Origin of the sequence: Bacillus sp. C30 (assembly GCF_040838255.1) — a bacterium.
GTDB classification, from domain to species: domain Bacteria; phylum Bacillota; class Bacilli; order Bacillales; family Bacillaceae_G; genus Bacillus_A; species Bacillus_A mycoides.
In genome coordinates this window covers 1-3,243 of record NZ_JBFPJH010000350.1, presented here as the reverse complement: position 1 = coordinate 3,243, position 3,243 = coordinate 1, and the positions used below count along the sequence as shown (strand labels likewise).

The following is a 3,243-nucleotide window of genomic DNA, read 5'->3' as shown; positions in this document are numbered from 1 at the left end:
CTACATTTGAAAACGCTTATTATCTTGTTTTCAGGGAAAAATATAATAACGGTTGAAGAAAAATAGATTTTTTCATAAATTTTCTTGCTATTTCCATATAATTCTATTGACTTCTAAATATTTTGTGAATTAAAATAATTACATAAATATCCGTTATACAGGATTAGGGGGAAACAAACATGGATGCAGCTTTAAAATTAGACAAAGCTGGAGAGCAACAATCACCAAAAAAACATCCACCAGGATTATATTTGTTGTTCTTTACAGAGGCATGGGAAAGATTTAGTTATTACGGAATGCGTGGCTTATTAGTTCTTTATTTAACAACGAGCTTAGTAAGTGGCGGTTTAGGCTTTGATAAAGCAGTTGCTGTACAGATTTACGGTATTTTCACAATGTTAGTATACTTCACACCGATTATTGGTGGTTGGCTAACTGACCATTTCATTACGAAACGACACGCCATTACCATCGGTGGTATCATTATGGCACTTGGTAACTTTGTACTATTTTCCATGAACACTAAAACTGGACTTTTCTTAGGCTTAGGATTATTAGTTATCGGTAATGGATTCTTCAAACCAAATATTTCGACTTTATTAGGTCAATTATATAGCGAAAATGATTCTCGTCGTGATAGTGCCTTCACTATCTTCTACATGGGAATTAACTTAGGAGCCTTTATCGCTCCATTCATTTGCGGTTATTTCACAGATTATAAATACGGATTCTTAACAGCTTGTATCGGTATGATCATTGGTCAGATTGCCTTTAATTTCTTAGCGCCTCGTTACTTAGGTACAATCGGAACAACTGTTGTCGGTAAACAATCTAAAGAGCAAAACGCAAAAGTAATTGAGAAAAAACCTTTAACACCACAAGAGAAAAAACGTACAGCTGCAATTTTAATTTTAACTTGTTTCGTTGTATTCTTCTGGGCAGGATTTGAACAAGCTGGTAGTTCTTTAACACTTTATACAGATAAATTCGTAGATCGTACAATTGGTGGATTTACAATTCCAACACCTTGGTTCCAATCTGTAAACCCATTGTTCATCATCTTATTAGCATTACCTGTTTCTGCATTATGGATTAAACTTTCAAAAACAAAAAATGGTGATTTAAAAATCCCAACAAAAATGGCATTAGGTATGATTTTACTAGGAGTTGGATATTTAATTCTAACTTTAGCTGTTTTAAAAACTGGTAGCGATGAAGGTAACATTACAATGAAAGCAAACTTACTGTTCATTGTGTTCACTTACATGTTCCATACAATTGGTGAATTATTCTTATCACCAATCGGATTATCTATGGTAAGTGCAATCGCTCCTCTTAAATTAGCATCTTTATTAATGGGTGTATGGTTAGCTGGTACTGGCTGTGCAAACTTATTAGCAGGACAATTAGCTGCTTTCACTCAATCTTTAGGATATTTAGAAGTATTCGCAAGCATCGGTGTTATCGTAATCGTGCTAGGATTAGTACTTCTTATGTTCTCTAAGAAAATTGCACATATGATGGAATAGTAAATAGAAAAGACGCTTCTACAATTAGAAGCGTCTTTTCTATTACATCTCTTCTAAAGCCGTGACATCCACGTGAACGCTCTCTCCTGGGTTGGATACGTCATACACTTGAGCACTACCCTTCTGCTCATCACAGCTCTCAATCCATACGGGGACTCCCTCGTATGTAACATCAATTCTACTTGAATAATATCTGTTTCACACGTTTTACATCCATTATATTATTCCTCCTTTGGCTTACAACACTCCTTTCTATCTTTTCATATCCCTTCAGAATATATTCCGTCAATTTAGCACTTCAACCGATAGTTTGTTTCTTTCTAACGCGCTAATATATACGCTCTCAAATCTTCCTATTATTAGATCCTTTCCAAATAAAAAAAGACGTATATTTCACACGTCTTCTTTCCATAATATTCAAAAATTAAGAAAATAATGTTTTTACTACTTCACTTACTTTATCGTTATGAATTTGATAGTACACTTCTAACCCGCGTCTCTCAAAGCGTACTACTTTATTTTGTTTTAATTTCGTTAAATGCTGCGAAACAGTTGATTGCGGAATTTCTAATACCTCTTGTAATTGTGTTACATTACATTTTCCACGCTGCATCAGTTCCATTACTAAACGTAGACGCAATGGATGAGCTAATGCTCTTAACATCTGTACGTCTTCTTCTGAAATACGACAGTCAAATTGGTTTTGGTTCATAAAATTCCCCTCATTTTCATTTTTTATTTTCTCTTTATTTATTTATATATCTGTTCTTATATTTCCTGTTACGACATAACTTTATCAACCTATAATGCTGAGAAAATTTTCCGACTTTTATCAGCACACAGTTCAAGAAAAAATCCCACCTGATTTTGAATATTATACTATATGATACAATAAAAAAGCAAAACAAAGGGCTAGCAATACTTTGCTTACAAACGTTGTTTTATCAGGCTTTTTGTTATATTTTCACCTTACTGAAATGTACAGTAATGATATTGTAAAATATCGTCCATAATTGATAACCTATCGTAAAGTAATTTGACCATATTTAACCACTTTGTTACGATAAAAAGGAAATTTAAGTAAGGAGGATGATGTAATATTAAAAAATGGTTTATTTTTGCGTTAATTAGCATTGCGGTTGGCTGGACTATTATCAATCACTTCCTATTAGACAAAAAAGAAGATATAGCTTCAAAATCAAACATCCCCATTTGAACTGAAGTTGGCAATGCTGCCCTCGATTTCCTTCTGGAAACAACCACTGGTCAAGAAGTTCGTCTTACAGACTATAAAGGAAAAAAAGTAATATTGAATTTTTGGGCAAGCTGGTGTGGTCCATGCAAAATAGAAATGCCTGATATGGAAAAGTTTTATCACGATACTAAAGATATGGGGATTGAAATTGTTGCTGTAAATGCGACAGCTACTGAAAAAGACCCGAACAATGTAAAACAATTTCTTGAAGAAAACAAATATACCTTCCCCGTCCTATTAGATCAGAAAGGACAGGCAAGTGCTGCATATCAAATTATCAGTATTCCAACATCTTTTGTCATCGATTCAAACGGTGTCATTCAATATAAGCATGTAGGACCAATGACATATGAAAAAACGAAAGAATATGTCAATAATTTACAAAAGCGTATTCAAATCAATTTGATTACGCTTTTTGTCTACTTTATGAACAAAATGTTACTTTTAATACTATTATGG

At 33.4% G+C, this 3,243-nt stretch carries 2 protein-coding genes and 2 pseudogenes; 2 read left to right on the top strand and 2 right to left on the bottom strand.

Features of this window, described 5'->3' with window-relative positions; all coding sequences use genetic code 11:
• Positions 1-179 precede the first annotated feature (179 nt).
• Entirely contained in the window at positions 180-1,529 is a 1,350-nt protein-coding gene (locus AB3X49_RS20020) for a peptide MFS transporter (protein ID WP_002010491.1), read from the top strand.
• A gap of 42 nt (positions 1,530-1,571) precedes the next feature.
• Here the strand turns inward: AB3X49_RS20020 and AB3X49_RS20015 are convergent.
• Positions 1,572-1,746 (bottom strand): annotated as a pseudogene (locus AB3X49_RS20015) (acid-soluble spore protein H).
• A 207-nt stretch (positions 1,747-1,953) separates the two neighbouring features.
• Entirely contained in the window at positions 1,954-2,241 is a 288-nt protein-coding gene (locus AB3X49_RS20010) for an ArsR/SmtB family transcription factor (RefSeq protein ID WP_367964303.1), read from the bottom strand.
• Positions 2,242-2,763: 522 nt separating this feature from the next.
• Between AB3X49_RS20010 and AB3X49_RS20005 the strand changes: the two are divergent.
• Positions 2,764-3,165, top strand: a pseudogene (locus tag AB3X49_RS20005) (TlpA disulfide reductase family protein); the annotation flags it as partial.
• Positions 3,166-3,243: the final 78 nt, after the last annotated feature.